Here is a 24,595-nt window from a genome sequence, read left to right as displayed (position 1 = left end):
GCTCAGGCGAAGGCGGTCTCGACGAGCGAGGTGAAGAAGCCGAGCCCGTCGAGGCCGCAGCCGGTCAGGCTCCTCGACCGCGTGCTCGGGGTGCGGCATCAGGCCGACGACGTTGCCGCGCTCGTTGCTGATGCCGGCGATGTCGTTGAGCGAGCCGTTCGGGTTGACCTCGAGGTAGCGGGCCACGACCTGGCCCTCCCCCTCGATCCGGGCCAGGGTCTCGGCGTCGGCGACGAACCCGCCCTCGCCGTTCTTGAGCACGATCCGGATCTCCCGGCCCTCGGCGTACGCGGAGGTCCAGGGGGTCCGGTTGTTCTCGACGCGCAGCAGTCTGGTCGCGGCAGACGAACTTGCGCAGGCTCGTTGCGGATCAGGGCGCCGGGCAGCAGGTGCGACTCGCAGAGGATCTGGAAGCCGTTGCAGATGCCGAGCACGGGCATGCCGGCGTTCGCGGCCTCGACCACCACGTCCATGACCGGCGCGAAGCGGGAGATGGCGCCGCAGCGCAGGTAGTCGCCGTAGGAGAAGCCGCCGGGCAGCACGATCGCGTCGACGCCCTTGAGGTCCGCGTCGCCGTGCCACAGCGCGACCGCCTCGTTGCCGCCGATGCGGACCGCGCGCTGCGCGTCGACGTCGTCGAGCGAGCCGGGGAAGGTGACGACGCCGACCTTCACTGCTCGACGCTCACGACGTAGTTCTCGATCACCGGGTTGGAGAGCACGGTCTCGGCCATCTTGTCGACCTCGGCGAGGACGGCGTCGGTGACCTCGCCCTCGATCTCCAGGCTCGAACCGCTTGCCCTGACGGACATCGGTGACCCCGGTGAAGCCCAGCCGGGGCAGCGCGCCGTGGACGGCCTTCCCCTGCGGGTCGAGGATCTCGGGCTTCGGCATGACAAGCTACGACGACTCGGGCCACGGGGCGTAACTGTACCGGGGCACACTGGGGTCATGAGCAATCCGTCCCGTCCCGCGTTCGGCACCACCTCCCCGCTCAGGCTGGAGTACCCCCAGTCCCTGGCGGTCTACGACGACTACGCCGCCGCGCAGCGCACCGTCGACTTCCTCGCCGACGAGAAGTTCCCCGTCGAGCAGTGCATGATCGTCGGCACCGACCTCAAGCGCGTCGAGCGGATCACCGGCCGGCTCACCACCGGCCGGGTCGCCGCCGGCGGCGTGATGTCCGGGCTCTGGCTCGGCCTGTTCGTCGGGCTGATCTTCAGCATCTTCACCGACGAGAGCACCTTCGGGATCATCGTCTCCACGATGGCCCTCGGCGCGGCCTTCGGCGTGATCATGGCGCTCGTGGGCTACGCCCTCTCGGGCGGACGCCGCGACTTCTCCTCGATCAGCGCGGTCGTCGCCACCCGCTACGAGGTCCTCGTCGAGCACAGGGTCTCCGCCCAGGCACGCGAGCTTACTGGCGAAGGCTGCCCGGCGCGCTGCCGAACCCCTTCAGGCTGAGGTGCGGCCCCACGTCGCCGGCTTCGCCGAGCTCGACCCGCACACGCTCTACGACCTGCTCCGGCTGCGCGTCGACGTGTTCGTCGTCGAGCAGGCGTGCGCCTACCCCGAGCTCGACGGCCGGGACACCGAGCCGGGCACCCGGCACCTGTGGCTGGCGGACGGCGGTGCCCCCACGGCGTACCTGCGGGTGCTCAGCGAGCCGGACGGCGTCGCCCGGATCGGCCGGGTCGTGGTGACCCCGGCGGCCCGCGGGACCGGTGCCGCCGGCCGGCTGATGGCCGCGGCGCTGACCGAGATCGGTGCGCGGGAGACGGTCCTCGACGCACAGGCCCACCTGGTCGCGTTCTACGAGCGGCACGGTTTCACGGCCACCGGCCCGGAGTTCCTCGAGGACGGCATCCCGCACGTGCCGATGACCCGCCCGGCCTGAGACCAGAGGTCGACCGGGTCCGAGCAGAGCCTGGGTCTGCGCGTCCCAGGTCGCGTTGCCGTGCGCGAGGGTGGTCGCGCCGTCGTCGTCGGAGCGCCCCAGCGCCGGCGGGTACGGCGGCGCCACCACTCCCAGGCAGAAGGTCACCCGGTCCGGGGCCTCCGGCAGCGCCACCGGCCCGTCGCCGAGGTCGTCGCCGAAGGGCTGGCGCCGCACGAAGGGCTCGGGCACGGTGAGCTCGCGGCTCAGGCTCCTGGCCCGCTGCGAGCCGGGTGACGCCCACTCGGGGCGCCTGTCCCCACGCCATCGAGTCCGTGTCGGGCCACGGGAACGCCCGCTGGGACAGCAGGATCCCGGAGCCGCGCCCGGTGACGTAGGCCAGCGTGGCGTCGTACCGGACCCCGGCGCCGGCGGCGCGCGGCACCCCGTCGAGGACGAGCAGACTCGCCGTCGGTGGTGTTGCGCAGCCGCCAGGAGACCCGGACCGTGCCGTCGGCGACGCGCACGGTCGCGGCGAAGTCGAGACCGGGGTCGGCGATGCCGCCGTCCGGGTCGGCCGGGTCGCTCGGGGCACCGGCGGGCGCCGAGTCCTTCGTGTCCGCACCACATCCGCCGAGCGTCAGGCCGAGCACCGCCGCGAGGGCCGCGAGCAGACGCCGGTCAGTAGTGGTCACGGTGCGGCGCCCCCATCTCCTCACGCAGCCCGTTCTCGGTGTACTGGTACGGGTGGTCGGGGTCGATGACCTCCGGCGTCGACGGGTCGCCGTCGTGGTCGATCGGGAGCCCGGCGGCCTGCCGCTCGTCGTTGGGCGTGCCGTGGTTGGTCTGGTCGTCGCCCTGGTAGTCACCCGGCGCGCTGGTGTCGTTGGCGTAGTCGTAGACGTGGGCGAGACTCGTGGTAGACCACCGCGATCGGCGGGCCGTCGACGCCGCCGCCCGGCGTGCGCAGGTGGTCGAGCGCGACGTTGTAGTTGATGACGTAGTTGCCGTGCCCGTCGTTGCTGGCCGTGCTGTTGTCGGGGTCGCTCGGGTCGTTGTACTCGCGGATGACCAGGGTGTCCTTGTTGATCCCCAGGAAGCCCGAGTCGTCGATGTTGTGCGCCAGGTTGGCGAGCATCTGCTGGCCTGCCGGCGAGGACGCCAGCGACTCCAGGTCGGCGCGCACCCGGGCCTGGAACTCCGGCGAGCCCTCGACCTGGATCTCGCTCGGCACGTCGCGCAGGCTCCACCGTCACCCGGTGCTCGCCGCCGCGCACGACGTCTCCCTGCTCGGCGTACGTCGTGTCGGAGCCAGTGCCGGCCTCGACCGTGTCCTCGCCCTTGCCGGTGTAGACCTTGTCGTCACCGTCGCCGCCGTAGATCGTGTCGTCGTCGGTGCCACCGGACAGCGTGTCGCCGCCCGCGCCGCCGTCGAGGGTGTCGTCGCCGGAGCCGCCCTCGAGGTAGTCCCAGCCGTCGCCGCCGGACAGCGTGTCGTCACCGTCGAGGCCGTAGAGCGTGTCGTCGCCCGAGCCGCCGGAGAGGGTGTCGTCGCCGAACTGGCCGTCGGCGTAGTCGCGCCCGGCGCCGCCGGAGATCCGGTCGCCGCCGTCGCCGCCCTTGATCCGGTCGTCGCCGCTGCCGCCGAGGATCGTGTCGTTGCCGTCCCCGGTCTCGATCAGGTCGTCGTCCTTGCCCCCCAGCACGGTCACGTCGACCCGGCTGCCCTTCGGCACGGTGACGGTGTCGTTGCCCTCACCGACGCGGACCACGACCTCCTGCCCGGCCGGCACCCGGTAGACCTTGCCGTTGATCGTGACGACCTGCTCGCCCGTCTTCGGGTCGACGGTGACGGTGACCGTGTCGTCGCCCGCGCCGGTGTTGAAGATCGTGCGGTTGCCGATGGTGATCGCGCCGACGCCGTCAGCGTCCGGCGGCGAACTCGAAGGGATCGGCGCCCTCGGCGACGGCCTGCCAGCGGTCGGCGATCGCGCGCCACTGCTCGACGGTCGCCGCGATGGCCGCGCGGTCCTCGTCGAGCGCCGTGTCGAGCCCGTCGCGGATCTCCCGCGCCCGGGCCAGCGCCTCGGTGACCTTGGTCTGCTCGGCCTCGTCGCGCGGCTGGAAGGTCATCTCCCCGCCCGGCCCCCAGTGCACCGGGACGCTGACGATGGTGGCCCACTGCGCGTCGAGGTGGCCCTGCGCGACCCGCACGGAACCGGCCGCCAACGTCAGGTGCGAGGCGACCTTGCCCGCCAGGTCGCCACCCGCGTCGAGGTCGGCGACCAGGCGTCGGCGGTGGTCGTCGAAGGAGTCGCGGGTGTCGCCCTCCCAGCCGGCGTCCATGACCGCCTTGACGCCACGGGTGACGTCGTCACCGGAGTCGGTCAACGTCGTACCGACGGCCGCCCACTGGGTCGCCGCGGTGTCCAGACTTTGTCGACCTGGTCGTGCAGGTCGAAGATCCCGGCCGCCATCACGCCACCCGGGCGGACGTCGGCGGCGGGGTCGGCGCCGGGCCAGGCGAGGGCGAGGGGACCGGCGGGGGCGTCTTGTCGGGGGTCTTCTCCGCGAAGCCGGCCGCGACCCTCTCGTCGGTCGTCGAGAAGTCGAAGGCGCACAGGTAGACCGCGTCGACGTCGGCTTCCAGCACCGACACCAGCCGCCCGACGGCGATGGCCGCGGCGTTGCCGGCGTCGGTGTGGGCGGTCAGCAGCGGACCGCTCTCGAGGGTGTTGCCGGCGGCGCCGGACGGGACCTGGAGCGCACTCAGCGCCCCGGACCAGCCGTCGGCGACGTCCTGGGACGCCGACAGGCAGGTGTTCGCGAGCTCCGCGAGCCTGGGTGGGGACCTCCACGAGCGGCCTCCTGAGGGATGGGATGGTGAGACCCGGCTCCTACCCCATCCCCCGGAGACGCTAACCCCTGTCTTGCCGCCGGAAGGCGGCAGACCTACGCCGGTCGACTGCGCGCGCGGCAGCGCGGCGAGAGCCGCCGTCCGGCAGACTTTGCTGCCCGCCCCTGCAGGCGAAGCCGCGCTCGCGCCACCGGACACGACGGCGTCTTGCCGCCAGACGGAGGCAGTCTCTACGGAAGCCGACTGCGCGCGCGGCAGCGCGGCGAGAGCCGCCGTCCGGCAGCCTTGCTGCCCGCCCCTGCAGGCGAAGCCGCGCTCGCGCCGATCGATCAGTCCAGGCTCGCGCTTGAGGATCTTTCCGGTGGCGGTCATCGGCAGGCCCTCGACGATCTCCACGAGGCGGGGGTACTTGTACGCCGCCATCTGCTCCTTGCTCCAGGCCACGATCTCCTCGGGGGTGGCCTCGGCGCCCGGCTTGAGGATCACGAACGCCTTGATCTCCTCGCCGTGGCTCTCGTGCGGGACACCGATCACGGCGGCCAGCGAGATCGCCGGGTGGGTGAGGAGCACCTCCTCGATCTCGCGCGGGTACACGTTGAAGCCGCCGCGGATGATCATGTCCTTGGAGCGGTCGACGATGTAGTACCAGCCGTCGGCGTCCTTGCGGCCGAGGTCGCCGGAGCGGAACCAGCCCTCGTCGTTGATCGCCTCGGCGGTGGCGTCGGGGCGCTGGTAGTAGCCCTTCATGATGTTGTGGCCCTTGATGGCGATCTCGCCGATGCCGTCGGGGTCGGTGACCTCGTCCCAGGCTCTCCGGGTCGATCAGGCTTCATCTCGACACCGGGGATCGGCGTGCCGATCGAGCCGACCCGGACCGGCTCGCCGAAGCGCGAGAAGCTCGCGACCGGCGAGGTCTCCGACAGGCCGTAGCCCTCCAGGATGGTGACGCCGAAGCGCTCCTCGAACTGGTGGTGCACCTCGACCGGCAGGGCAGCGCCGCCGGCGACCGCGACCCGCAGGTTGGCCGCGATGGCCTTGACGTCGACCGAGGCGTCGAGCGCGCCGAGCAGGCCCCAGTACATCGTCGGGACGCCGGCGAAGAAGGTGACCTTCTCCTTCAGCATCAGGCCCAGCGCGGGCGCGGCCTCGAAGCGGGGCAGCATCACCACGGTGCCGCCGAAGGCGAAGGCGCCGTTCTGGATGACGGTCTGGCCGAAGGAGTGGAACAGCGGCAGCACGCACAGGTAGGTGTCGGGGTTGTCGGCGCTCGCGCCGAACAGGTCCTTGCCGGACAGCGCGTTGTCGCGCATGTTGCGGTGCCGCAGGCTCCGCGCCCTTCGGCTGGCCGGTCGTGCCGGAGGTGTAGAGGATGACGGCGGTGTCGTCGTCGTCCACCTCGACGGTGTCGAACGTCGGCGCCTGGCCGGCGAGCGCCTGGCCCAGCGTCTCGGTGCCCTCGATGGGCGAGGCCGCGGTGGGGTCGGCGGTGATGACGAAGAAGTGCTCGCAGCCGTCGGCGGCCTGGAAGCCGGCGTACCCCTCCTCGCCGATGGCGAGACTCGGGGGTGCCCTGGAAGGCGAAGTAGGCCTTCGCGTCGGAGTCGCCGAGGTGGTAGGCGACCTCGCGGCCCTTGAGCAGCACGTTGAGCGGTACGACGCTCGCGCCGGCCTTGAGGATGCCGTAGTAGACGATCGTGAAGTACGGCAGGTTGGGGCAGGCTGATCGCGACCTTGTCGCCCGGCTTGATCCCGCGCGAGACCAGCAGGTTGGCGACCTGGTTGGCCGCGCCGTCGACCTGCGGGTAGGTCAGGCGGGTGTCACCGAGGACGATGGCTGTGCGGTCCGGGAAGGCTCTGGGCGCTGCTCTCGAGGAAGCCGGCGAGGTTCGTCATGCGGGACAACCTACTTGCCGGTCGTGACGGCGGTCACCGATCACTCAGAAGGTCTCACCCGTCAAACGCTCGTAGGCCTCGATGTAGCGCGACCGGGTCCGCTCGACGACCTCGGGCGGCAGCGGCGGCGGAGCCTCGCCGGACGCCTTGTCCCACCCGCTCTCGGCCGACAGCGCCCAGTTGCGCACGATCTGCTTGTCGTACGACGGCTGCGCCCGGCCCGGCTGCCAGTCGTCGGCCGGCCAGTAGCGCGAGGAGTCCGGCGTCAGCACCTCGTCGGCCAGCACGATCTGCGCGATGCCCGGGCGCACTCCGAACTCGAGCCTTCGTGTCGGCCAGGAGGATGCCCTGCTCCCGCGCGATCTCCTCGGCCCGGCCGTAGACCTCCAGGGTGAGTCTCGCGCAGCGCGGCGGCGGAGTCCGCGCCGACGGTGGCGACGACGGCGTCGTAGGAGACGTTCTCGTCGTGGTCGCCGAGCTCGGCCTTCGTGGCCGGGGTGAAGATCGGCTCCGGCAGGCGGCTGCCGTCCTCGAGGCCGCCGGGCAGGGCGATCCCGCAGACCTCGCCGGTGGCGCGGTAGTCGAGCAGCCCGGAGCCGGTGAGGTAGCCCCGCGCGACGCACTCGACCGGGAACATCTCCAGTCGCTCGCACACCACCGCGCGGCCGCGGACCGCCTCCGGCACGTCGGTGGAGAGCACGTGGTTCGGCACGAGCGGCGCCAGTCTGCTCGAACCACCACTGCGACATCCGGGTGAGGATCTCGCCCTTGTCCGGGATCGTCGTCTCCAGCACGAAGTCGAAGATCGAGAGCCGGTCGCTGGCGACCATGAGCAGGCTTTGCCGGCGTACGGGCCCTCGGTGACCTCGTAGAGGTCGCGCACCTTGCCCGAGTGCAGGTGGCGGTGGCCGGGGAGCTCCGGGGCGGGCGGGATGTTCGCGAGCGTCACGGGCGACAGCCTATTGAGCCCGCTGCGTGAAGGCCCTCCCCGGATTCAACAAAACTATCTAGACTGATCTACATGCCTTCGGACCGGGACCCTCGCCCCGACTTCTTGCTGGTCGGCGCGCCCAAGGCCGGCACGAGCGCCCTGCACCTCGCCCTCGCCGCGCACCCCGACGTCTTCGTGACCACGCCGAAGGAGCCGAAGTACTGGCTCTGCGAGGGCGCCCCGCCGCCGCACTGGGGCGGTCCCGGCGACCGCCACTCCCAGCAGGAGTGGGTCTGGCAGGAGCAGGCGTACGCCGACCTGTTCCGCCCCGCGCCCGCCGGAAGCGTGCGTGGGGAGTCCACGCCGTTCTACCTGTGGCACCGCGGGGCGCAGCGCCGGATCGCGGACGCACTGCCCGAGGTCAAGCTCGTCGCCGTCGTCCGGGACCCGATCGACCGGGCCTACAGCAACTGGATGCACCTGTGGTCCGACGGCCTCGAGCCGGAGGCCGACTTCGAGACCGCCTTCGCCCGCCAGGACGAGCGGGTCGCGGCCGGGCACGCGCCCTTCTGGCGCTACCGCGACCTCGGGCTCTACGGCGAGCAGGCTGCGCGACCTCTACAAGGCTCGTGGACCCCGCCCGGGTGCTGATCGTGCGCTACCGCGACATCGTCGACCACCCGGCCGAGACCGTCGACCGCACCTGCCGCTTCCTCGGCATCCGCGAGGGCCAGGTGACCTCCATCCCCCGCGACAACTCCCGGCCCTACGTCGCCCCCGGCTGGCGTCCGCGCGTCGTCGGACCCGTCGTCCGCGGCGGGGCCTGGGCCGGCCAGTTCGTCCGGCCCGAGATCTGGCGGCGGCTCAGCATCCCGCTCGTCGCGCGGCTGCAGACCAGCGACGCGCACCGGCCCTCGCTCACGCCGGAGCAGCGGGAGCGGCTCCTGCCGGCCTTCGCCGACGACATCGCCCTGCTCTCCGACCTGACCGGCGAGGACTTCTCCGACTGGCTCTCCACCCGCGACCGCGGGTCCTTCGCCGAGCGGGTCAGCGCCCGCCCCTGACCCGCGACTTGGGGGTTTCCACCCGCGACTTGGGGGTTTCCACCCGCGACTTGGGGGTTTCCACCCGCGACTTGGGGGTTTCCACCCGCGACTTGGGGGTTTCCACCCGCGACTTGTCACAAGTCGACGGTGGGAAGTCCCAACTCACGGGCGGGAAGTCCCAACTCACGGGTGGGAAGTCCCAACTCGCGGCTAGCGGACGACAGTGACCAGGTCGTGCGCGCCGTCGGGCCGCGCGGCCTCGACGTAGAAGCGCACCCGCCCGTCCGGCAGCGGTACGGCGGCGGCGTAGCGCCACGCGCCGTCGCTGTGCGGGGAGGTGATCGGCGGGGCGTCCTGGGCGACGTACCGCTCACCGTCCCAGGTGGCGATGCCGGTGGTCTCGAACCAGTTCGAGGCGGCGTCCGCACGGCCGTCGTACAGGATGGTGCGGGGGGCGCCCTCGCGATCGGGCAGCACCGCGGTGGCGCGGGCCCCGCGGGCGTCCCACTCCCCCGGCCGGCCGGCGAGCACCTCGCCGTGGTCGGTCCAGGCGAGGCCGTCCGCGCTGCGCAGCAGGCGCGAGGTCATCCGGTCCTCGTGACCGGCGTCGGTGAGCGGGTGGCAGCACAGCAGCATCTCCCAGCCCTCCGGCCCGTGGGTCACGACCGGGTCCTTGACCGCGACGGTGTCGTCGCCGGGGAGCACCACCTGCCGGACCCCGCCGGGCAGGCTCCGCGGGCGTCGCGGCGGTGAGGCTGTCGACCCACCAGTGCTTCGATCCGGGCGTCGCGCAGGACAGGTACAGCCGCCAGCCCACCCCCGGCACCGGCACCAGCACCGGGCGCTCGAAGGACTCGCAGCCGAACGCGTCGCGGTGCACCTCGGCCACCTGCTCGAAGTGCTCGCCGTCCTCGGAGCGGGCCACGACCACGCTCACCCCGCGGCCCTCGGTCAGCGGCCGGCGGACCCGGTAGGTCAGCCAGTACGTGCCGTCGACCAGCACCGCGCTCGCCGCACCCGCCCAGTTGCCCGCGCCGGCGGCGGGAGCGGGGACGACCACCCGCGGGTCGTCGTACGTCGGGGCGGTGGGGGTCGCGAGGGTCATGAGGTGATCATACTTGACCAAACGACTCGACATTGGGGGTCGGTGCGGGAGCCGGTCTGCGCGGATGGCACAGTGTCGCCATGACGGAGTCCGCGCAGACCCCCGAGAGCACGTTCGTCCACGGCCCCATCGTGTGGGAGGACGAGGTCTGGATCCTCGCCCGCCACGACGCCGGCGGCCGGCTCGGCCTGACGCTGCACCACCGTGACCCCGAGGCTCTCGGGCAGGCTGTCCGACGACCACGCCTCGCAGGCTCGGCCGGATCGGCAACCGCCTGATCCGGATCATCGAGCACCTGCCCGGCGCGGGCAGTGTCTCCCTCGGCCGCATCTCCGGTGAGCACGTCCAGGCTTCACCTTCGAGGTGACCGACGTGACCGAGGACCACCTGCACGACATCGCCATCCGGCTCGCCAACTGGGGCGGCGAGGCTCGCGCCTGACCGGCGCCCGATCGAGGAGCACTCCATGCCCGTCGTGAAGATCAACGCCATCACGGTGCCCGAGGCCGCCGGCGCCGAGCTCGAGAAGCGGTTCGCCGCACGGGCCGGTGCCGTCGAGGGCGCCTCCGGCTTCCTCGGCTTCCAGTCTGCTCCGCCCGACGGCCGGCGAGAGCCGGTACTTCGTCGTGACGCAGTGGGCCGACGAGGAGTCCTTCGCCGCCTGGCGCGACGGCGACGCCCGGGCCGCCCACGCGACACCGGCCGGCGAGGCCCCGCGCAAGCCGGTCTCCACGGGCGCGGACCTGCTCGAGTTCGACGTCGTGCTCGACGTACGCCCCTCCTGAGCCGGCTCAGGAGAGCAGCCGGGCCGCCCGCCTCAGGTCGGCCGCGACGGCCGGCCGCGCGAAGCGGGTCACCAGCGGGCCGGCGCCCAGCGCGCCGACCGTGAAGTCCGCGGACACCCGGCAGCCCTCGTCGGTCGATACGAGTTCGCAGGCCCAGGCGAGCCCGGAACGGGCCGAACCGCCCCTCCTCCGCCCACCGGTGGGGCCGCTCGGAGACGGTGGTGCGCATCCGCGGCCGCAGTCCCGGCACGACGGTGACGTCCGTCCACGCCGGGCCGTCCAGGTCGGCGACGGCGCGCAGCGAGGACTGCCACGCCGGGCGGTTGCGCGGGTCGGCGAGGTAGTCGAACGCCCGGTCCGCCGGGACCGGGAACGGGACCTCGATCGGGCTCAGAGGATCGCCCCCGGCTGGTACGACGCCGCGGCGGGGTGCGCCGCGAGGACCGCCTCGACCTGCCGGCACACGGCCTGGGTCTGCTCGACCGCGGCACCGGTGAACGTGATCGGCTCGGCGACCAGCGACTGCAGGCTGCTCGCTCGTCAGGCCCAGCCGCTCGTCGGCGGCGAGCTTTTGGCGAAGACGTCGTTCTCGGCCTGGCCCTGGCGCATCGCCAGCGCGGTGCCGACCGCCGCCTCCTTGATCGCCTCGTGCGCCGCCTCGCGCCCGACGCCGTTGCGGACCGCGGCCATGAGCACCTTGGTGGTGGCGAGGTAGGGCAGGTAGCGGTCGAGCTTCGCGCTGGATGACCGCGGGGAAGGCCCCGAACTCGTCGAGCACCGTCAGGAAGGTCTGGAACAGCCCGTCCACGGCGAAGAAGGAGTCCGGCAGCGCCACGCGTCGTACGACGGAGCAGGAGACGTCGCCCTCGTTCCACTGGTCGCCGGCGAGTCTCGCCCACCATGGACAGGTAGCCCCGGGTCACCACGGCGAGGCCGTTGACCCGCTCGCAGGAGCGGGTGTTCATCTTGTGCGGCATCGCGGACGAGCCGACCTGGCCCTCCTTGAAGCCCTCGGTGACGATCTCGTTGCCGGCCATCAGCCGGATCGTGGTCGCCAGGTTGGAGGGCGCCGCGGTGAGCCTGCACCAGGGCCGAGAGCACGTCGAAGTCGAGCGAGCGCGGGTAGACCTGCCCGACGCTGGTCAGCACCCGCTCGAAGCCGAGGTGGCTCGCGACCCGCTGCTCGAGGTCGGCCAGGCTTCGCGGCGTCACCGCCCAGCAGGTCGAGCATGTCCTGGGCGGTGCCCATCGGCCCCTTGATCCCGCGCAGCGGGTAGCGGGCGAGCAGGCTGCTCGATGCGCTCGATGCCGATCATCAGGCTCGTCGGCGACGGTCGCGAAGCGCTTGCCGAGGGTGGTCGCCTGGGCGGCGACGTTGTGCGAGCGGCCCGCCATCACGGTGGTCTCGTGCTCGGCGGCCAGCCGGGCCAGCCGGGCCAGGGCCGCGACGGCGCGGTCGCGCACCAGGCCGAGGGACTGGCGCACCTGCAGGCTGCTCGACGTTCTCGGTGAGGTCGCGGCTGGTCATGCCCTTGTGGATGTGCTCGTGCCCGGCGAGCGCGGCGAACTCCTCGATCCGCGCCTTCACGTCGTGCCGGGTCACCCGCTCGCGGGCCGCGATCGAGTCCAGGTCGACGACGTCGACGACCTTCTCGTAGGCCTCGACCACACCGTCCGGTACGTCGATGCCGAGGTCGCGCTGCGCCCGGAGCACCGCGATCCAGAGCCTGCCGCTCCAGCACGATCTTGTGCTCCGGGGACCAGATCTCAGCGAGGTCGGCGGCGGCGTAGCGGGTGGCGAGGACGTTCGGGACGGTCACGGTGGGCCATTCTCCCACGGCGGCGCACACCACCCGCCATCAGCGCACGGGCCGGACCAGCACCATCTCGCCGTCCTCGGTGGTGCCGCGGACCCCGGTGAACCCGGCCTTGGCCGCCACCCGGAGGCTCGCGGCGTTGTCGGGCGCGATGGACGCCCGCACCCGGACCCCCGCGGAGTCGGCGCGCCGCAGCAGCGCGGCGAGCGCCTCCGTCGCCAGCCCGAGACCCCGCGAGGAGGTCACCAGGCCGTAGCCGACCTCCACCTCCGGCGTGCCGTCCGCGGCGTCCTCGGGCGGGCCGAAGAAGCCGATCGAGCCGACCACGACGCCCTCGTGCACGATCGAGCGCGGACCCCACGGGTCGCCGTCGCGCCACAGGGTGGCCGCGCCCCGGTCGTCCTCGCGCGGGAAGTCCGGGTGCCAGTCGGGGTGCCGGGAGCCCTCGCGGATGGCGCGGACCGTGGCCTCGTCCCACAGCACCAGGTCCAGCCGGGCGGTGCCGACCCCGCGGCGCTGAGCCGCCTGCTCAGCCATCGGCATCCACCACCCGGCCGTCGTACGACGCCAGGGCGCTCGCCACGGCCCGGACGTCCGTGCGCCAGACGTCCTCCGGCCCGGGCGGCAGGATGTCGTCCCAGTCGACGGCGAAGGACCCGCGCACCGACAGCAGTCCCTCGGTGCGGGCCATGAACCAGGTGTGCAGGTGCTCGGCGCCGTCGCCGATGCGCTGCACGTGGCAGCGCGCGACGTTCGGGAGACCCTCGACGATGCGCGCGATGCGGACCGCGAGCACGCCGTGCTCGGCGGCCATGGCGTCGTCGAGGTCGGGCAGGTCGAGGTGGGCCCACGGCTCGAGGATGAGCACCAGCGGCAGGCCGCTGCGCTCGGAGAGGTGGCGCAGGCGCCACCGCTCGTTGGTCCACGCCACACCGGCCGGCTCGGCATCGCACGCCCGACAGCCGACGCCACCCTCGCCCTCGCGCGGCTCCTCCGGGGCCGGCTCGGCGAGCGGCTTGGGGCTCAACCGCCCGTCGACGACCTCCCACGGGAAGACGTCCCAGGACGCCACCGAGGGCAGCGGGAGCCGTCCGTGCTCGTCGGCGACGCCGCGCACCCGGGCATACAGGTCTGCTGCTGACTCGGCCATGGCGTCACTCTGCCACCCAGGGCCGCTCAGTCGTGGAGCGCCTTCTGCCACCACACGACGTCGATCCAGCGGTCGAGCCTTGTGGCCCACCTCGCGCAGCACGCCCTGCCGCTCGAACCCGCAGGCGCGGTGCAGCGCCTCGCTGGCATCGTTCGGGAGCGAGATGCAGGCCAGGGCGGTGCGCATGCCGGAAGCGGACAGCCGCGCGAGCAGGCTCGTCGTAGAGCCGGCGGCCGATGCCACGCCTCGAGGCGGACGGGTCGAGGTAGATGGTGACCTCGCGGGTGGCGTCGTAGGCGCCCTTGGGCCGGAACGACGAGGAGTAGGCGAAGCCGAGGACGGTGCCGCCGTCGTCGGCGACCAGGAAGTGGTCGCCGGGGTGGGCGGAGGAGAGCAGCCCCTCCCACTTCGCGCGCGGCGGCGGCTCCAGGTCGAAGGTGGCGGTGCCCTCGCGGACCTCGCGGTCGTAGATCGCGGCGACGGCGTCCAGGTCGGCGTCGACGGCGGGGCGGACCTCCACTCAGTCCTCCGCGACCGACGCGCCCTCGACCACGCCGAGCGGCTCGGCGGCGATGTCGGAGCGGCGCTGCTGGCCCTCGAAGGCGATCAGGTCGGCCGCGGCGTAGGCGCGGGCCCGTGCGTCCGAGACGTCGTAGCCCACCGCCCGTACGGCGAGCACGCGTCCGCCCGCTGTCACCAGCGACTCGCCCTGCAGCGCCGTCCCGGCGTGGATCACGTCCACGTCGTTGACGCCGTTGGCGGCACCCACACCGGTGATCACGTCGCCCCGGGAGGAGGACTCGGGATAGCCCGCGGAGGCGAGCACCACCGTGACGGAGGCACCGTCGCGGAAGGCCGGCGGGACGACCGAGCCGAGGTCGCCGCGGGCGGCGGCCAGCAACAGGCTCGCCGAGCGGCGAGTCGAGCAGGGCGAGCACGGGCTGCACGTCGGGGTCGCCGAACCGGCAGTTGAACTCGATGACCCGCGGGCCGGCCGTGGTGAGCGCGAGGCCGACGTACAGGCAGCCGACGAAGGGCGCCTCCCGACGGGCCATCTCGTCGAGGGTGGGCTGCACGACGGTCTCCAGGACCGTCGCGGCGAGGTCGGCGGGCGCCCACGGGAGCGGGGAGTAGGAGCCCATCCCGCCGGTGTTCGGGCCCCGGCCTCCGTCGTGGATGCGCTTGAAGTCCTGGGCGGGCTGCAGGGCGTAGGCGGTGGTCCCGTCGCACACCGCGAACAGCGAGACCTCCGGGCCGTCGAGGAACTCCTCGACCACCACGGTGCCGCAGCCGGCCGCGTGCTCCTCGGCCTCCGCCCGGTCGCGGGTCACCACGACGCCCTTGCCGGCGGCGAGCGCGTCGTCCTTCACGACGTACGGCGGGCCGAAGTCGTCGAGCGCGGCGGCGACCTCGTCGGCGGTGACGCAGGTCCGCGAGCCCGCCGTCGGTACGCCGGCCGCGGCCATGACCTCCTTGGAGAACGCCTTCGAGCCCTCCAGCAGGGCGGCCGCCCGCGACGGGCCGAAGACCGGGATCCCTGCCTCGCGCACGACGTCCGCGACACCGGCGACCAGCGGTGCCTCCGGGCCGACGACGACGAGGTCGGCGCCGATCTCGGTGGCGAGGGCCGCGATCGCCGTGCCGTCCATCGGGTCGACGGGGTGCAGGCTCGCGAAGGCGCCGATGCCGGGGTTGCCCGGAGCCGCGTGCACCTCCGTGACCGCCGGGTCGCGGGAGAGCGCGAGGGCGAGCGCGTGCTCGCGGCCACCGGTGCCGATCACGAGGGTCTTCACGGGGGTCGATCCTAGGGCGGCCACGGCCGGCTCACATGCTCGGCACCCGCGGCTTGCTGGGCAGCACCATCTCGAAGGTCGTCCGGCGCTCGTCGGTCGGTGCGAGGTAGCGCACCTCGCCCCCGTGGCTGCGGGCGATCTCCCGCACCAGGTGGAGGCCCAGGCCCGTCCCGCCGGTGGGACCGGCATGGGCGAAGCGGTGGAACAGACTCGTCCAGCAACCGCTCGTCGACCCCGTGGCCGTCGTCGGAGACGCGGATCCGGACGCCGTCCGCGGTCGGCTCGCCGGTGACCAGGACCGGCGCCCGGCCGTGCCGCAGGGCGTTCTCCAGCAGGTTGTCCAGCGCCTGCCCGAGCCGGGCGGGATCGGCGAAGATCTCGGTCTCGTCGCTCACCTCGACGGCGATCCGCTCGTGCGGGTGCACCGCGCGGGACCGGTCGGCGGCGGCCAGCAGGGTGGTGCGCAGCGAGACCCGCTCGGGCTCCAGCGCCAGCGCGTCGGCGTGCACGTCCGAGGCGGCGCTCAGGTCGCTCACGAGGCGCTGCAGGCGGTGCGCGCTGCTGGCCATGGCCTCGAGCAGCCTGGTCGCGGGTGTCGTCGGAGACGGTGTCCCCGCTGTCGCGCAGGATCGCGACGGAACCCTCGACCACGGCCGCGGGCGTGCGCAGGCTCGTGGGCGGTGATCGCCAGCAGGTGCGCCTGCTGCTCGATGGCGGCCTTGCGGTGCTCCTCGTGCTCGCGCTGCTGGGTCTGGTCGCGGGTGATCTTGGCGTACCCGCGGTGGCGACCGGCGTCGTCGTAGACGGCCGTGATGAGGACGCTGGCCCAGAACCGGCTCCCGTCGCGGCGCACCCGCCAGCCCTCCTCGGCGTAGGTCCCCTTCTCCAGGGCGTACTCGAGGTTGCGCTCGGGGTGCTCCGCGCGGCGCTCCTCCTCGGGGTAGAAGACCCGGTAGTGCTGACCCACGATCTCGTCCGCGGCGTAGCCCTTGATGTTCTGCGCACCGGGGTTCCAGGCTCGCGACCCGGCCGTCGGTGTCGAGCAGGTAGATCGCGTAGTCGGTCACCGCGGTCACCAGCAGCCGGAACATCTCCTCGCTGCGCCGCAGCGCGATCTCGGCGGTGATGTCCTGGACCTGCGCGAAGACGTAGAGCGGCTGGCCGCGGGAGTCGCGGATCGGCGCCAGGGTGACCCGCAACGTGCTCGCGCCGCCGTCGGAGACCAGCGGGTGCTCGAAGGTGACCAGGTCCTCGTCGCCCTCGGTGATCCGGGCCAGTGCCTCGTCGAGGTGGTCGCCGTGCTGGCGGGTGAGCACGCCGTAGTCGAGCCCGACCAGGTCGTCGGGCACCCGGCCCACCATCTCGGCGAGCTCGGGGTTGGCGCGAACGATGCTGCCGTTGAGCGTCATCGTCGCCATGCCGATCGCGGCCTGCTCGAAGGCCTCCTGGTAGCGCTCGCGGTGCTCGTCGAGCGCGGCCTGGTCGCGGGCCGCGGACTCGTCGAGACCGTCGGCGACGTGCAGGCCCAGCGAACGAGGTCGTCGTACGTCGGCCTCGGGCCGGTCGACGTGCTGCCACAGCAGGCTCCGGCAGACTTCTCGATCGGCACCGACTTCTCGATGAAGTCCGCCGCCCCCAGGCTCCCGGGCCCGGGTGGCGAGGCCCCGTCCCTCGAAGCCGGTGAACACCACGACCTTGGTGCGCGGCGAGACGGCCAGCACCAGCGGCAGCGCCTCGAGCCCGTCGAGCACCGGCATCGAGGTGTCGAGCAGCATCAGGTCGGGCTCGTGCTGGTGGGCCAGGATCATCGCCTCACCGCCGTCGGCGCCCTCGCCGACCACGTCGAACAGGCCCGAGGCCGACAGTCGCGATCGCACCACGACCCGCAGACTCGGCTGAGTCGTCCACGATCACCACCGTGGGGCGTCCCACCACGCGCTTCCTCCGCCCTAGATGTCTCCAGGCCGAGGTTCCCAGCAATTCCCTTTCCACACGGGAGTTCCCGACAAAATCTTCGCGGTCAGCGCAGCGGGTGCCGCACCACGGCCTGCTCACGCTCGGGACCGACGCCGACGACGGAGATCCGCGCGCCGGAGCGGTCCTCGACGAAGGTGACGTAGTCCTGCGCGGCCTTCGGCAGGTCTGCGAAGTCGCGGCACCCCGAGATGTCCTCGCTCCAGCCGGGCAGGTTCTCGTAGACCGGCACCGCGTGGTGGAAGTCGCTCTGGTTGACCGGCATCTCCTCGTGGCGCACACCGTCGACGTCGTAGGCGACGCACACGGGCAGACTCCGCGAGCCCGGTCAGGGTGTCGAGCTTGGTGAGCACGAAGTCCGTGACGCCGTTGACCCGCGCGGCGTAGCGCGTGATCACGGTGTCCATCCAGCCGCAGCGCCGCGGACGCCCGGTGGTGGTGCCGTACTCCCAGCCGGCCTTGCGCAGGAACTCGCCGTTGTCGTCGTGCAGGCTCGGTCGGGAACGGGCCCTCGCCGACCCGGGTGGTGTAGGCCTTCGCGATCGCGATGACCTGGTCGATGCGCGTGGGCGGGATCCCGGTGCCGGTGCAGGCGCCGGCGGAGATCGCACTGCTGGAGGTGACGAAGGGGTAGGTGCCGTGGTCGACGTCGAGCAGGGTCGCCTGACCGGCCTCCATCAGGACGACCTCGTCGCGGTCGAGGGCCTGGCTCAGCAGCAGGCCCGTGTCGCACACGTACGGCGCCGGGCGCTCGGCGTGGCCGAGCAGGCTCCTCGACGGTCTGCTCCACCGACGGCGCGCGACGGTTGTAGATCTTGGTGAGGATCTGGCCCTTGAGCTCCAGGGCACCCTCGACCTTCGCGGTGAGGATCTTCTCGTCGAAGAGGTCCTGGACCCGGATGCCGATCCGGTTCATCTTGTCGGCGTACGTCGGACCGATCCCGCGTCCCGTCGTACCGATCTTGCGGGAGCCGAGGAAACGCTCGGTCACCTTGTCGACCTGCCGGTTGTAGTCGGCGATCACGTGCGCGTTGGCGCTGAGCCTGAGCGAGGAGGTGTCGATGCCGCGCGCCTCCAGGCCGTCGATCTCCTGGAAGAGCACGTCGATGTCGACGACGACGCCGTTGCCGATGACCGGCGTGCAGCCGGGCGTGAGGATGCCGCTGGGCAGCAGGTGGAGGGCGTACTTCTCGTCGCCGATGACGACCGTGTGGCCGGCGTTGTTGCCGCCGTTGAACTTCACGACGTAGTCGACCTGGCTGCCCAGGTGGTCGGTCGCCTTGCCCTTGCCCTCGTCGCCCCACTGGGCGCCGACGATCACGATTGCAGGCATTGGTTGCTCCTCGCCACGGACGGAGTCCCTCCGCCCCTCCTGACGGGACGGCTGCTCGACGCACCACTTGTTGTTGGTGTTGCTGTTGGTGTCTGCCCAGCAAGAAGCCCCGGCAAGACCGGGGCTCTTGCGGCGTCACGTTACCAAAACGCGATCTTCACGCTAGATTCGGCTAACGAGAACACGTTCTACTTTGGGAGACCGCCATGGGCGCCAGCCGCGAGACGATCCTCGGGACCATCCAGCAGTACGTCGACCTGGTCGCCACCGGCGCCTCCGCCGACGTCGTCGCGCTCTACGCCGACGGCGCGAGCGTCGAGGACCCGGTCGGCACCGAGGTGCGTCGTACCCGGGAGGAGATCGCGGAGTTCTACGGCGCCCTCGACGGCCTGGAGCAGTCCGCGACGCTGCTGCACGTGCGGATCGCCGGCAACGAGGCGGCGTTCGCCTTCGAGCTCGTCACCAAGGCCGGCGAGCAGACCTACACACTCGCGCCCATCGACGTGATGACCTTCGACGACGACGGCCGGATCACCAGCATGCGGGCGTTCTGGTCGGGCGAGGACATGGTCGTCGGCTAGCGGCCAGCCGGGCCGCGACCTCGGCGACCACCGCGCGGGCCAGCGTCTCCGGCGTGTCCCCCTCGTCCTCCGGCACGACGCCGTGGACATCGCCGTCGGCGAGCAGGTCGAGCGCACCGACCCGCTGGCGCTCGGCCATCTCCGCGGCCCGGGAGGCGTCCCCGTGGACGATCACGCTGGCCCCCTCGGGCGGGAGCGGGGAGAGCCAGCCGCGCTCGGTCGCGAGCACGGTGTCGGCAGGCAGCATGGCCAGCGCCCCGCCACCGCAGCCCTGGCCGAGGATCACCGACACGGTCGGCACCTCCATCGTCACCAGACCAGCGATGCAGCGGGCGATCTCACCGGCCATCGCGCCCTCCTCGGCCGCCTGCGAGAGACCCGGCGCCGGGGGTGTCGACGACGGTGACCAGCGGCAGGCGCAGGCTCGTTGGCGAGCTCCATCGCCCGCCGGGCCTCGCGCAGCGCGCCCGGCCCCATCGGCGTCGCGGGCGTCTGCCGGGAGCGGTCCTGGCCGACCAGCACGCAGGGCCGGCCGTCGAGCCGGGTGAGCGCGATGAGGACCGAGTCGTCGCGCTCCCCCTCGTCGGTGCCCTTGAGCCGCAGGGTGCTGGTGGCGCCGTACCGGAGCAGGTCGCGCACGCCCACCCGGCCCTCGGCACGGGTCGCCTCGACGTCCTCCCAGACCGGGTGGTCCAGCCGGGTTCCGGCGGCGACCGGCTCCCGGCGCTCCAGCGCCGGCTCCGTCGCCGGGTCCACGAGCACGCCGAGCGCGGCGTCGACCAGCGCCGGCAAACTCCTCGGCCGGTACGACGGCGTCGATCACCCCCTTCGCGGCGAGGTTCTCCGCGACCTGCACCCCCTCGGGGAAGGGCTCGCCGTTGAGCGCCTCGTAGACCTTCGGGCCGAGAAAGCCGACGAGCGCACCCGGCTCGGCGACGGTGATGTGGCCGAGCGAGCCCCACGAGGCGTACACCCCGCCGGTCGTCGGGTGCCGCAGGTGCACGAGGTAGGGCAGGCCGGCCGCGCGGTGTGCCATCACGGCGCGCGAGATCTCGACCATCTGCACGAAGGCGGGCGTCCCCTCCTGCATCCGGGTACCACCCGAGGAGGTGCTGGCCAGGACCGGCAGGCCCTCGTCGGTCGCCCGCCGTACGGCGGCGGCGATCCGGTGCGCCGCGGCGATGCCGATCGAGCCGGCCAGGAAGCGGAACTCGTTGACGACGAACGCCACCGGCCTCCCCCGCACCGTCCCGCGCCCGGTGAGCACGGACTCGTCGGTGCCGGCCCTCTCCGCCGCGGCGCGCAACTCGTCCTGGTACTCCTCGGCGTGCCCGCTGATGTCGATCGGCACGTCCCAGGACTCGTAGGAGCCCTCGTCGAGGACGAGGTCGATCAGGCTCACGGGCGGTCCAGCGTCGCGTGCTTCCCATGCGACCGAACTCTAGGGTGGTCCCGTGCCCACCGACCGCTCGATGCTCGTGATCACCAACTCCGGCGCCGGTACGGCGGACCAGGAGGCCCTCGACGCGGCGCTGGCCGTGCTCCGCGGGGCGGCCGAGGTCGAGGTCGCGGCCACGTCCTCACCGGAGGAGGCTCGAGGAGGTCCTGCGCGGCGTGGGCGAGCGGGAGGTCGTCGTCGCGGGCGGTGACGGCAGCATCCACGCGGTCGTCCAGGCCCTGCACGACCGTGGCGGCCTCGACGGGCGCACCCTCGGGCTGGTGCCCCTGGGCACCGGCAACGACTTCGCCCGGACGCTGGGCATCCCGCTGGAGGCGGCCGAGGCGGCCCAGGTCGTGGTGGACGGGACACCCCGGCCGACCGACCTGGTGGTCGACGACCGCGACCGGGTCACCGTCAACAGCGTGCACCTGGGCGCCGGCGCCGAGGCCGGCAAGTACGGCGCGCGCTGGAAGAAGCGGCTGGGGAAGATCGGCTACCCGATCGGCGCGGTCCAGACCGCGCTCAACCCGCCGGTCCTGCGGCTGCGGGTCGAGGTCGACGGCGAGGTGGTCGTCGACGTCGACAAGGGCGTGCTCATGGTGGCCGTCGGCAACGGCGCGTCGGTCGGCGGCGGGACCGAGTCGACCCCGGACGCGGACCCGCACGACGGGCTGGTCGACGTGCTGGTGGCGACGCCCGACCGGACGCTGGCGCGGCTGGGGTACGCGCTGCGGCTGCCCTTCGCGCGGCACGGCGAGCACCGCGACGTGGCGATGGTGCGCGGTCGCGCGGTCCGGGTGACCGGCACCCCGTTCGACTGCAACAGCGACGGGGAGATCGACGGGCCGGTGGGGGCGCGGACCTGGCGGGTGCTCCCGGCGGCGTACTCGATGGTGGTCCCGCTCTCCTAGCGCCCTAGGCTTGGGCGCCGTGGCACGAGGACAGCGCGACCAGCAGCAGGACCCCACCGACTGGGTGACCCGGACCGCCGACCTGGCGCTCCGGCACGCCGAGCAGGTCAACGGCGGCACCCTGCCCGACCTGGTGACCTGTGCGTCCGGCATCAGCCCCTCCGGGCCGATCCACCTGGGCAACCTGCGCGAGTTCCTCACCGTGCACTTCGTCGCCGAGGAGATCCGCCGCCGCGGCGTCGACGTCCGTCACCTGCACAGCCTGGGACGACTACGACCGCTTCCGCAAGGTGCCGGCCGGCGTCGACCCGTCGTGGAGCGAGCACATCGGCCGCCCGCTGTCGGCGGTGCCGGACCCGACCGGGGAGTTCTCCAGGCTGGGCCGAGCGCTACAAGGCGCCGCTGCGGGCCGCGCTCGCCGAGATGGGCTGCGAGATGGTCGAGGTCAGCCAGACCGAGATGTACCGCGCCGGCACGTACCGCGACCAGATCCTCACCGCCATCCGCAAGCGTGGCGAGATCGAGACCGTCATGGCGCGCTTCCGCACCAAGAAGACCGACCCGGTCGAGGACGGCGAGTCGCTCGCCGAGGAGGATGCCGGCCACGGCGCCACCGAGGACCTGGCACGCTTCCCCTACAAGCCCTACTGCCGCGGGTGCGGGCGTGACACCGTCACGCTCACGTCGTACGACGACGACAGCACCGACCTCGCCTACACGTGCGAGACCTGCGGCCAGTCCTACGTCACCAACGTCGCCACCCAGGACGAGGGCAAGTCTGGTCTGGAAGGTCGACTGGCCGATGCGCTGGACCTTCGAGGGCGTGCACTTCGAGCCGGGCGGCGTCGACCACGCCTCGCCCGGCTCCTCCTACACGGTCGGCAAGGAGATCGTCGGCCCGGTCTTCGGCGGCTCCGCGCCCTCCTTCGTCGGCTACTCCTTCGTCGGCGTCGCCGGCATGCCGAAGATGTCCTCCTCCAAGGGCGGAGTCCCCACCGCTGCCGAGGCGCTGCGCATCCTGGAGGCGCCCATCCTGCGCTGGCTCTACGTCCGGCGCCAGCCCAAGCAGGCCTTCAACGTCGACTTCGGCCGGAGGTGCTGCGCCTGTACGACGAGTGGGACGCGCTGACGAAGAAGGCCGCGATCCCGGAGAAGCGGGACGCCGCCGTGCTGGCCTGGGAGCGGGCCTCCGCCACCGCGGCGGCGGGCACGCTGCCGACCCCGGCGGTCGTCGTGCCGTTCCGGATGCTCTCGTCGGTCGCCGACGTCACCGCGGGGTCGCGGGAGATCACCGCGCAGACGGTCGGTGCCTCCGAGGCGGACCTGGAGCCGCGGCTGACGAAGGCCGCCACCTGGATCACGTCGTACGTCGACCCGGAGGAGCGCACCACGGTCCGTGAGTCCGCCGACACCGAGCGCCTGGGGGCGCTGGCGGAGGACGAGGCGCGCTGGCTGGGGCTGCTGCTCGACCGCCTGCCCGACTCCTTCGCCGACGCCGACGAGCCTGACCACGCTCATCTACGGCGTGCCCAAGGCTCGGCCGCGGCCTGAGCCTGGACGACGCGCCCACCGAGGAGGTCAAGGCCGACCAGAAGGCGTTCTTCCGGCTGCTCTACAACCTGCTCGTCTCGGCCGAGCGCGGCCCTCGTCTGCCCACGCTGTTCGCGGCCCTCGGCCCCGCGAAGGTGCGCTCCCTGCTCACCTCCTGAGGAATTTTCTCGCGAAATCGCGTGATGTTCCCCCGCTCCTCGCGTCCGGACCAGTGCAATCCCCCGGAAACGAGGAGCCTCCCATGCGTACTGCCGAGTCTGAACCGCAAGCACCGCGCCACCCAGCCTGTCCCCGCCGCCGAGCGGCCGGCCCCGACCGGTGACCACCGCGCCGCGCGCACCGTCGACCTGCCGATCTTCGGGATCCTCGGGATCCTCGTCATCCTGCTCGCGGTCTACCTCACCCTGCGGGGCTGAGGTGCGGCTGTGGCTGCCGTCGCTGGCGGCCGTGCTCGACACGCTCGTGCTCGACGAGTCTGCGGCGCTACGTACGACGCTGAGCGCCTCGCCGTCGTAGCCACGGCCCCAGCAGCGGCGCGAACGCCAGCGCCACGAACACCCGGACGAACTGCATCGTCAGGATCAGCCCGATCTCCTGTCCGGAGTCGACGGCGACGGCGACCACCGCCGGCAGCCCGCCGGGCGTGGTCGCGAGGTAGCCGTCGATCCGCGAGATGCCGACCGCGTCCGCGAAGAGAACGCCCACCGCCGCGCAGGCGAGCACCCCCAGCACGACCTGGACCATCGCCAGCGGGAACAGCCGCGCCAGCCGGCGCAGCCGCTCCCGGGTCAGGCTGAGCCCGACGTTGGCGCCGACGACCGTGAACCCGAGCGCCACCACCCAGCCCGGGACGCTCGCGTCGGGGAACCACCCCGACAGCGCCAGCGCGCTGGAGGCGACCAGGGTGCCGAGGATCGGAGCCGCACTGATCCGCACGAAGCGCGCGAACAGCAGGCCGAGCGCGATGGCGGCGGCGGTGTAGAGCAGCCGGGAGACCGGGTCGCTCGGGGTGTCGTCCGGAAGGGCCGCACCGCCGGCGTCACCCAGCAGCGGCGCCACGATGGGGACGCTGACCAGCACGAAGACAACGCGCAGGTACTGCACCGAGATGACGATCGCGTCGTCCGCGCCGTACTCCCGCGCCGCCAGGGCCACGCCCGACGCACCACCCGCGACCGAGGCGAAGATCGCGGTCGTGCCGTCGACGTCGCGTGAGAACCGCAGCACCTGACCCACCAGCATCGAGACGGCGAGGGTGACCAGCACCCCGCCGACCACGGCGACCGGCTCGCGGGCGACCGTGCGCAGCACGTCGGCGTCCACGCTGGCACCGGCAGCGGTGCCGACCACCGCCATCCCCACGGTGCGCAGCGCCGGCGGCATCTCCGGCGGGTCCGGCGCCCGCAGCGCCACCAGGACCGCGGCGACCAGCGCCGCGAAGAGCAACGGGGAGGGTGCGCCGAGCCACCACAGGCCGGCCCCCACGACGGCGTACGTCGCCGCGGCGGCCGCCCACAGGCCCGGGCGGGGCACCTCAGCCGAGCAGACTCGT

Annotated in this window: 24 protein-coding genes and 14 pseudogenes; 16 read left to right on the top strand and 22 right to left on the bottom strand. The window is 72.7% G+C overall.

The window, feature by feature from the left end; translation table 11 throughout:
* Positions 1-2: 2 nt before the first annotated feature.
* A pseudogene (gene purQ / locus G5V59_RS27390) lies at positions 3-674 on the bottom strand (phosphoribosylformylglycinamidine synthase subunit PurQ).
* Positions 671-918, bottom strand: a pseudogene (gene purS, locus G5V59_RS27385) (phosphoribosylformylglycinamidine synthase subunit PurS). The pseudogenes purQ and purS overlap by 4 nt, the downstream one beginning before the upstream one ends.
* A 32-nt stretch (positions 919-950) precedes the next feature.
* On the opposite strand from purS, the gene G5V59_RS27380 reads away from it, so the two are divergent.
* Genes G5V59_RS27380 through G5V59_RS27370 form a run of 3 tightly spaced genes read left to right on the top strand, consistent with a single transcriptional unit; the run spans position 951 to position 2,172 of the window.
* Positions 951-1,463: a general stress protein gene (locus G5V59_RS27380; RefSeq protein ID WP_278258596.1), complete on the top strand. Its 513-nt coding sequence runs from the start codon at positions 951-953 to the stop codon at positions 1,461-1,463.
* A 1-nt stretch (position 1,464) separates the two neighbouring features.
* A complete protein-coding gene (locus G5V59_RS27375) occupies positions 1,465-1,896 on the top strand; it encodes a GNAT family N-acetyltransferase (protein ID WP_278258595.1) in 432 nt (143 codons plus the stop codon).
* Positions 1,897-1,956: 60 nt separating this feature from the next.
* On the top strand, positions 1,957-2,172 hold the full coding sequence (locus G5V59_RS27370; RefSeq protein ID WP_278258594.1) for a hypothetical protein: 216 nt from the start codon (positions 1,957-1,959) through the stop codon (positions 2,170-2,172).
* A 384-nt stretch (positions 2,173-2,556) separates the two neighbouring features.
* Here G5V59_RS27370 and G5V59_RS27365 read toward each other — a convergent pair.
* The 8 genes and pseudogenes from G5V59_RS27365 to G5V59_RS27330 form a co-directional block, all read right to left on the bottom strand.
* Positions 2,557-2,727: pseudogene (locus G5V59_RS27365) on the bottom strand (M91 family zinc metallopeptidase); the annotation flags it as partial.
* A 13-nt stretch (positions 2,728-2,740) separates the two neighbouring features.
* Positions 2,741-3,061 carry a M91 family zinc metallopeptidase gene (locus tag G5V59_RS27360; protein WP_278260092.1) on the bottom strand — a complete coding sequence of 107 codons (321 nt, stop codon included), beginning with the start codon at positions 3,059-3,061 and terminating at the stop codon, positions 2,741-2,743.
* A gap of 140 nt (positions 3,062-3,201) precedes the next feature.
* Positions 3,202-3,581, bottom strand: a pseudogene (locus tag G5V59_RS27355) (calcium-binding protein); the annotation flags it as partial.
* A 217-nt stretch (positions 3,582-3,798) separates the two neighbouring features.
* Positions 3,799-4,266, bottom strand: a complete 468-nt coding sequence (locus G5V59_RS27350; RefSeq protein ID WP_278258593.1) for a hypothetical protein — start codon at positions 4,264-4,266, stop codon at positions 3,799-3,801.
* 85 nt (positions 4,267-4,351) lie between these two features.
* On the bottom strand, positions 4,352-5,479 hold the full coding sequence (locus G5V59_RS27345) for an AMP-binding protein (RefSeq protein ID WP_278258592.1): 1,128 nt from the start codon (positions 5,477-5,479) through the stop codon (positions 4,352-4,354).
* Positions 5,476-6,042, bottom strand: coding sequence for an AMP-binding protein (locus tag G5V59_RS27340; protein WP_278258591.1), 567 nt, complete (start codon positions 6,040-6,042; stop codon positions 5,476-5,478). Before G5V59_RS27340 ends, G5V59_RS27345 begins: the two co-directional genes overlap by 4 nt.
* A 311-nt stretch (positions 6,043-6,353) precedes the next feature.
* A pseudogene (locus G5V59_RS27335) lies at positions 6,354-6,410 on the bottom strand (hypothetical protein); the annotation flags it as partial.
* Between the two features lie 271 nt (positions 6,411-6,681).
* Positions 6,682-7,523 (bottom strand): annotated as a pseudogene (locus tag G5V59_RS27330) (phosphoribosylaminoimidazolesuccinocarboxamide synthase); the annotation flags it as partial.
* Between the two features lie 123 nt (positions 7,524-7,646).
* Between G5V59_RS27330 and G5V59_RS27325 the strand changes: the two are divergent.
* Together G5V59_RS27325 and G5V59_RS27320 are read left to right on the top strand one after the other, a co-directional pair.
* The gene (locus G5V59_RS27325) at positions 7,647-8,207 is read left to right on the top strand and encodes a sulfotransferase (RefSeq protein WP_278258590.1); all 561 of its coding nucleotides are present in this window, start codon (positions 7,647-7,649) and stop codon (positions 8,205-8,207) included.
* On the top strand, positions 8,201-8,620 hold the full coding sequence (locus G5V59_RS27320) for a hypothetical protein (RefSeq protein ID WP_278258589.1): 420 nt from the start codon (positions 8,201-8,203) through the stop codon (positions 8,618-8,620). The genes G5V59_RS27325 and G5V59_RS27320 overlap by 7 nt, the downstream gene beginning before the upstream one ends.
* A 352-nt stretch (positions 8,621-8,972) precedes the next feature.
* Here G5V59_RS27320 and G5V59_RS27315 read toward each other — a convergent pair whose 3' ends face one another.
* Positions 8,973-9,707, bottom strand: coding sequence for a hypothetical protein (locus tag G5V59_RS27315; protein WP_278258588.1), 735 nt, complete (start codon positions 9,705-9,707; stop codon positions 8,973-8,975).
* 80 nt (positions 9,708-9,787) lie between these two features.
* Here G5V59_RS27315 and G5V59_RS27310 point away from each other — a divergent pair, with 80 nt between their 5' ends.
* From G5V59_RS27310 to G5V59_RS27300, 3 genes are read left to right on the top strand one after another with little or no spacing between them, the layout of a single operon-like run.
* On the top strand, positions 9,788-9,985 hold the full coding sequence (locus tag G5V59_RS27310) for a hypothetical protein (RefSeq protein ID WP_278258587.1): 198 nt from the start codon (positions 9,788-9,790) through the stop codon (positions 9,983-9,985).
* Positions 9,986-10,042: 57 nt separating this feature from the next.
* Positions 10,043-10,186 carry a hypothetical protein gene (locus G5V59_RS27305; protein ID WP_278258586.1) on the top strand — a complete coding sequence of 48 codons (144 nt, stop codon included), beginning with the start codon at positions 10,043-10,045 and terminating at the stop codon, positions 10,184-10,186.
* Positions 10,174-10,596, top strand: a complete 423-nt coding sequence (locus G5V59_RS27300) for an antibiotic biosynthesis monooxygenase (protein WP_341351046.1) — start codon at positions 10,174-10,176, stop codon at positions 10,594-10,596. Before G5V59_RS27305 ends, G5V59_RS27300 begins: the two co-directional genes overlap by 13 nt.
* Before the next feature lie 286 nt (positions 10,597-10,882).
* Here the strand turns inward: G5V59_RS27300 and purB are convergent.
* The 7 genes and pseudogenes from purB to G5V59_RS27265 form a co-directional block, all read right to left on the bottom strand.
* Positions 10,883-12,312 (bottom strand): annotated as a pseudogene (gene purB, locus G5V59_RS27295) (adenylosuccinate lyase).
* 39 nt (positions 12,313-12,351) lie between these two features.
* Positions 12,352-12,846, bottom strand: coding sequence for a GNAT family protein (locus G5V59_RS27290; RefSeq protein WP_278258585.1), 495 nt, complete (start codon positions 12,844-12,846; stop codon positions 12,352-12,354).
* A complete protein-coding gene (locus G5V59_RS27285) occupies positions 12,839-13,459 on the bottom strand; it encodes a hypothetical protein (RefSeq protein WP_278258584.1) in 621 nt (206 codons plus the stop codon). The genes G5V59_RS27290 and G5V59_RS27285 overlap by 8 nt, the downstream gene beginning before the upstream one ends.
* A gap of 4 nt (positions 13,460-13,463) precedes the next feature.
* Positions 13,464-13,979 (bottom strand): GNAT family N-acetyltransferase, encoded by a 516-nt coding sequence (locus G5V59_RS27280; RefSeq protein ID WP_278258583.1) that lies wholly within the window; start codon positions 13,977-13,979, stop codon positions 13,464-13,466.
* A pseudogene (gene purD / locus G5V59_RS27275) lies at positions 13,980-15,252 on the bottom strand (phosphoribosylamine--glycine ligase). It lies immediately after the preceding gene.
* An 11-nt stretch (positions 15,253-15,263) separates the two neighbouring features.
* Positions 15,264-17,141 (bottom strand): PAS domain S-box protein, encoded by a 1,878-nt coding sequence (locus G5V59_RS27270; RefSeq protein ID WP_278260091.1) that lies wholly within the window; start codon positions 17,139-17,141, stop codon positions 15,264-15,266.
* A 131-nt stretch (positions 17,142-17,272) separates the two neighbouring features.
* Positions 17,273-18,559: pseudogene (locus G5V59_RS27265) on the bottom strand (adenylosuccinate synthase).
* A 206-nt stretch (positions 18,560-18,765) separates the two neighbouring features.
* On the opposite strand from G5V59_RS27265, the gene G5V59_RS27260 reads away from it, so the two are divergent.
* The gene (locus G5V59_RS27260; RefSeq protein ID WP_278258582.1) at positions 18,766-19,140 is read left to right on the top strand and encodes a nuclear transport factor 2 family protein; all 375 of its coding nucleotides are present in this window, start codon (positions 18,766-18,768) and stop codon (positions 19,138-19,140) included.
* Here the strand turns inward: G5V59_RS27260 and G5V59_RS27255 are convergent.
* From G5V59_RS27255 to G5V59_RS27245, 3 genes and pseudogenes are all read right to left on the bottom strand, one after another.
* On the bottom strand, positions 19,091-19,666 hold the full coding sequence (locus G5V59_RS27255; protein WP_278260090.1) for a carboxyl transferase domain-containing protein: 576 nt from the start codon (positions 19,664-19,666) through the stop codon (positions 19,091-19,093). The genes G5V59_RS27260 and G5V59_RS27255 overlap by 50 nt on opposite strands.
* A 17-nt stretch (positions 19,667-19,683) precedes the next feature.
* Positions 19,684-19,779, bottom strand: a pseudogene (locus G5V59_RS27250) (hypothetical protein); the annotation flags it as partial.
* Between the two features lie 238 nt (positions 19,780-20,017).
* Positions 20,018-20,491 (bottom strand): annotated as a pseudogene (locus tag G5V59_RS27245) (carboxyl transferase domain-containing protein); the annotation flags it as partial.
* 103 nt (positions 20,492-20,594) lie between these two features.
* Here G5V59_RS27245 and G5V59_RS27240 point away from each other — a divergent pair.
* From G5V59_RS27240 to G5V59_RS27215, 7 genes and pseudogenes are all read left to right on the top strand, one after another.
* Complete coding sequence (locus G5V59_RS27240) at positions 20,595-20,789, top strand: hypothetical protein (protein ID WP_278258581.1); 195 nt, start codon at positions 20,595-20,597, stop codon at positions 20,787-20,789.
* A complete protein-coding gene (locus G5V59_RS27235) occupies positions 20,755-21,492 on the top strand; it encodes a YegS/Rv2252/BmrU family lipid kinase (RefSeq protein ID WP_278258580.1) in 738 nt (245 codons plus the stop codon). Before G5V59_RS27240 ends, G5V59_RS27235 begins: the two co-directional genes overlap by 35 nt.
* Positions 21,493-21,556: 64 nt before the next feature.
* A pseudogene (locus tag G5V59_RS27230) lies at positions 21,557-21,694 on the top strand (hypothetical protein); the annotation flags it as partial.
* A pseudogene (locus G5V59_RS37820) lies at positions 21,633-21,815 on the top strand (hypothetical protein); the annotation flags it as partial. The pseudogenes G5V59_RS27230 and G5V59_RS37820, both read left to right, overlap by 62 nt.
* 100 nt (positions 21,816-21,915) lie before the next feature.
* Positions 21,916-22,197 (top strand): annotated as a pseudogene (locus tag G5V59_RS27225) (lysine--tRNA ligase); the annotation flags it as partial.
* Complete coding sequence (locus G5V59_RS37815; RefSeq protein WP_341351318.1) at positions 22,088-22,621, top strand: hypothetical protein; 534 nt, start codon at positions 22,088-22,090, stop codon at positions 22,619-22,621. The pseudogene G5V59_RS27225 and the gene G5V59_RS37815, both read left to right, overlap by 110 nt.
* Before the next feature lie 601 nt (positions 22,622-23,222).
* The gene (locus tag G5V59_RS27215; protein ID WP_278258579.1) at positions 23,223-23,459 is read left to right on the top strand and encodes a hypothetical protein; all 237 of its coding nucleotides are present in this window, start codon (positions 23,223-23,225) and stop codon (positions 23,457-23,459) included.
* 67 nt (positions 23,460-23,526) lie between these two features.
* Here the strand turns inward: G5V59_RS27215 and G5V59_RS27210 are convergent, their stop codons facing one another.
* Positions 23,527-24,576: an AbrB family transcriptional regulator gene (locus tag G5V59_RS27210; protein WP_278260088.1), complete on the bottom strand. Its 1,050-nt coding sequence runs from the start codon at positions 24,574-24,576 to the stop codon at positions 23,527-23,529.
* Positions 24,577-24,595 lie beyond the last annotated feature (19 nt).

The sequence above is a fragment of the Nocardioides convexus genome (assembly GCF_011090295.1).
The sequence above is the reverse complement of the archived record's forward strand: the minus strand, read 5'-3'. Positions and strand labels throughout refer to the sequence as shown.

What these genes read in the sequence shown, in the direction of transcription:
- G5V59_RS27380 (WP_278258596.1), top strand. Translation starts at nt 951, where the DNA reads ATGAGCAATCCGTCCCGTCCCGCGTTCGGCACCACCTCCCCGCTCAGG.
- G5V59_RS27345 (WP_278258592.1), bottom strand. Translation starts at nt 5,479, where the DNA reads ATGAAGGGCTACTACCAGCGCCCCGACGCCACCGCCGAGGCGATCAAC.
- G5V59_RS27340 (WP_278258591.1), bottom strand. Translation starts at nt 6,042, where the DNA reads ATGCGCGACAACGCGCTGTCCGGCAAGGACCTGTTCGGCGCGAGCGCC.
- G5V59_RS27325 (WP_278258590.1), top strand. Translation starts at nt 7,647, where the DNA reads ATGCCTTCGGACCGGGACCCTCGCCCCGACTTCTTGCTGGTCGGCGCG.
- G5V59_RS27315 (WP_278258588.1), bottom strand. Translation starts at nt 9,707, where the DNA reads ATGACCCTCGCGACCCCCACCGCCCCGACGTACGACGACCCGCGGGTG.
- G5V59_RS27310 (WP_278258587.1), top strand. Translation starts at nt 9,788, where the DNA reads ATGACGGAGTCCGCGCAGACCCCCGAGAGCACGTTCGTCCACGGCCCC.
- G5V59_RS27300 (WP_341351046.1), top strand. Translation starts at nt 10,174, where the DNA reads ATGCCCGTCGTGAAGATCAACGCCATCACGGTGCCCGAGGCCGCCGGC.
- G5V59_RS27290 (WP_278258585.1), bottom strand. Translation starts at nt 12,846, where the DNA reads ATGGCTGAGCAGGCGGCTCAGCGCCGCGGGGTCGGCACCGCCCGGCTG.
- G5V59_RS27285 (WP_278258584.1), bottom strand. Translation starts at nt 13,459, where the DNA reads ATGGCCGAGTCAGCAGCAGACCTGTATGCCCGGGTGCGCGGCGTCGCC.
- G5V59_RS27260 (WP_278258582.1), top strand. Translation starts at nt 18,766, where the DNA reads ATGGGCGCCAGCCGCGAGACGATCCTCGGGACCATCCAGCAGTACGTC.
- G5V59_RS37815 (WP_341351318.1), top strand. Translation starts at nt 22,088, where the DNA reads ATGCCGGCCACGGCGCCACCGAGGACCTGGCACGCTTCCCCTACAAGC.